Consider the following 2,565-nt stretch of genomic DNA (forward strand, 5'->3'; position numbering starts at 1 on the left):
CGGTACAGCTCTCGGTCCCCGCGCTCGCCGCGCTCGGCGGAGCGGCGTTCCTCGCCGAGCCTCTCACCGCGCGCCTGATCCTGGCGACCGTCGTCACCTTGGGCGGCATCGCGCTCGTCGTGCGTCAGCGGCCGGCGATCGCGTCCGCGAACCGCGCCGCCGAGCCTTCCGCGAAGGGGAAGTAGAGCGACGGCTCGATCAACTCGAGCTCCATGATCGCGAACGTCCCGTCCCCACGCCGGACCGCGTCGACGCGGGCGTAGAGTAACGGCTGGTCGTGGGGCACGGCCTCGAGGGCGGCCCCGGCCAGTTCGACCAATGCCGGTTCGGGCTCGACGCCGACGATCCGGCCGCCGTACTCCTCCTGCACGCGGAAGTCGCCCGCGACGGGCGTCTTCAGAATCGCGTGGCTGACGGCGCCGCCGAACACAAAGACCGAGAACTCACCTTCCGTCACGACCGACTGGACGAATGGCTGCGCCATGAAGTCGCGGTCGGCAAACGTCGCTATCGCCTCGGCACTGTCGAGGTCGGGGCCGAGCCGGAACGCGTCTTCGGCGCACGCGCCCACGATCGGCTTGACGACGCCGCCCGCCTCGCCCCACTCGTCCTCGAGGGCGGCCAGCGTCGCGGCGTCGAGGTCGCGTCCCCAGGTGGTCGGGACGATGGGCACGCCGGCGGCCTCGAGGTCGCGGAGGTAGGTCTTGTGCAGGTTCCAGCGGACGACCTCGAGGGGGTTCTCGAGCCGCGTCGCGGCGTCGATCTCTTGGAGGACAGCGAAGAAGGCGTCGGGGTCGTTTTGGTAGTCCCACGGCGTGCGGATCACGACCAGGTCGTAGGCCGACCAGTCCGCATTGGTGCGCCACGGCACAAAGTCGACGGTCCAACCCCGGTCGGCGAGCGGCGCCACGGCGTCTCGGTCGTAGTCGACGTAGTGACCGAGGTCGGCCATCGTCAGGAACGTGCAGGCAGGCATGTGGCCCGTTGGGAGGAGAGACAACCTAGCCGTAGCAGAACGCTGGAACCGGCCCACACGAGTGGCGGCGGCGAGGTCGTGCGCCCTCGAGGGCGGACCTCTGGCGATCCCTCACCCAACGATCAGCTTCCAGCTCCAACACGGGGACGTTCAGTGCCGCACCTTCCCGTGTCCTGTCCCTGGACCGATGACGCTCCCCTTCCCGTCGCGCACTGCCATCCGCACGACTTTCGTGTCGATCGTGCTGATCATAGCGACGATCGCTCTGTTCTAAGCCCCGACCTCGAGGTCGCACCCGCCGCCGGGTCACGCCCCTGGGAGGATTACGTGTGAGAGGCACAGCTCAGAGTCAATGGAGGTGTGCCCACGTCGAGTCCTCTTCCTCTCGGTTCCAATCCCCCGCGATGAGCGACTTCGAGGTCGGTGTGCAGCCGTCCGTCTTCAACATTCGGCGACTGACCTGATGTCATCGCCCTCGAGGGCGAGCCTCTCGACTTCCAGCTAATAACCGCCGCGGGTTATACCGCCCCATGGATGAGGCTTGGTTTGACACTCAGGATCACCTGTGGCCGAGCTTCGTCGCCACCGGAGATGCCCCAGACGTAGGCCTCTACCTTCGAGCCGATAGGCGGATAGTCCGCTTTCGAGATCGGTACTGGCTCGTCTTTGATGTCGATAATTCGAACCAGCCCATCCGCCCCAGGGGCGCCAAGGTCAACAAAGAATCCAAACGAGACATGGTGAGTGACGACGCCCCGTGCGAAGCTGCCCTCCGGGAATCGTTGCTCTAACTCTGCGATGGTTTGATCAGACGCCATACGTGGCAGCGCGGTATAGCCAGGGTCTGTGTGAACGGTGCCACAAGACTCGTCCTCGAGGACGGCGCTATTCCGCGCCTTCCCAGGTCAGGATGTCCTCCTCGTTCTTCGTCTCGGACTCCGGCGCCGTGGCAAACTTCTCGTGCTCCGGCATCGGCTCCTTCTCCTCGGTGATGTTGTAGCCGAGCGCCTGCCACTGGTTTGCCAGATACTCGTTCCACTCCGCGTAGTGCGTCCACTTCTCGGGCAGCTCGTCGTCGGCGTAGATGGCCTCGACGGGGCACGCGGGCACGCAGGCGTTGCAGTCGATGCACTCGTCCGGGTGGATCACGAGGAAGTTGGGGCCTTCGTAAAAGCAGTCGACGGGACACACCTCGACGCAGGACGTGTGCTTGCAGTTGATGCAGGGCTGGGCGACGACGTAGGGCATCGGGGTTACCGGGGAGGCGTTGGCAGCGGCTAAGCTAGCGCGCTCACCCACTGCACCGGCCCGTGTTCCATCGTCTCGCCGCCGTTCTCGTCATCGCCCTGATCGCCTCGGGGTGCTCCGCGTCCCATCGACTCGATGAGGTCGCCCTCGACGGCCGCCGCGTGGCCGTCACAGCCGCCATCCCGCCGGCTCCCCGCGTCCAGGTCGGCAGCCGCGCCGAGTCCGGCATCAACCCCTACGACCCGATCGGGACCGCCGTCCGCGTCTCGACCTCGAGGGAGAAGCGCCGCGAGGTGCGCCGCGCCCAGGCCCGGCTCGACAGCGTCGTAGCGAACGTGGAC

Annotated in this window: 3 protein-coding genes and 2 pseudogenes; 2 read left to right on the forward strand and 3 right to left on the reverse strand. The window is 66.7% G+C overall.

What is annotated here, in order from left to right:
• A pseudogene (locus WBA11_RS08110) lies at positions 1-185 on the forward strand (EamA family transporter); the annotation flags it as partial.
• On the opposite strand, the gene WBA11_RS08115 reads toward WBA11_RS08110, so the two are convergent.
• The 3 genes from WBA11_RS08115 to WBA11_RS08125 all read right to left on the reverse strand — a co-directional run bounded on the left by WBA11_RS08115 (position 125) and on the right by WBA11_RS08125 (position 2,224).
• Entirely contained in the window at positions 125-976 is an 852-nt protein-coding gene (locus tag WBA11_RS08115; RefSeq protein WP_424520194.1) for an ATP-grasp domain-containing protein, read from the reverse strand. The pseudogene WBA11_RS08110 and the gene WBA11_RS08115 sit on opposite strands and share 61 nt — an antisense overlap.
• Before the next feature lie 518 nt (positions 977-1,494).
• On the reverse strand, positions 1,495-1,794 hold the full coding sequence (locus tag WBA11_RS08120) for a S1 RNA-binding domain-containing protein (protein ID WP_424520195.1): 300 nt from the start codon (positions 1,792-1,794) through the stop codon (positions 1,495-1,497).
• Positions 1,795-1,861: 67 nt separating this feature from the next.
• Positions 1,862-2,224 carry a 4Fe-4S binding protein gene (locus WBA11_RS08125; RefSeq protein WP_424520196.1) on the reverse strand — a complete coding sequence of 121 codons (363 nt, stop codon included), beginning with the start codon at positions 2,222-2,224 and terminating at the stop codon, positions 1,862-1,864.
• Between the two features lie 62 nt (positions 2,225-2,286).
• Here WBA11_RS08125 and WBA11_RS08130 point away from each other — a divergent pair.
• Positions 2,287-2,565: pseudogene (locus WBA11_RS08130) on the forward strand (hypothetical protein); the annotation flags it as partial.

The sequence above is a fragment of the Rubrivirga sp. genome, assembly GCF_049648075.1.
Classification (GTDB): domain Bacteria; phylum Bacteroidota; class Rhodothermia; order Rhodothermales; family Rubricoccaceae; genus Rubrivirga.

Bases quoted from the DNA above. Each gene is read 5' to 3' on its own strand.
- WBA11_RS08115 (WP_424520194.1), bottom strand. From the start codon at position 976: ATGCCTGCCTGCACGTTCCTGACGATGGCCGACCTCGGTCACTACGTC.
- WBA11_RS08120 (WP_424520195.1), bottom strand. From the start codon at position 1,794: ATGGCGTCTGATCAAACCATCGCAGAGTTAGAGCAACGATTCCCGGAG.
- WBA11_RS08125 (WP_424520196.1), bottom strand. From the start codon at position 2,224: ATGCCCTACGTCGTCGCCCAGCCCTGCATCAACTGCAAGCACACGTCC.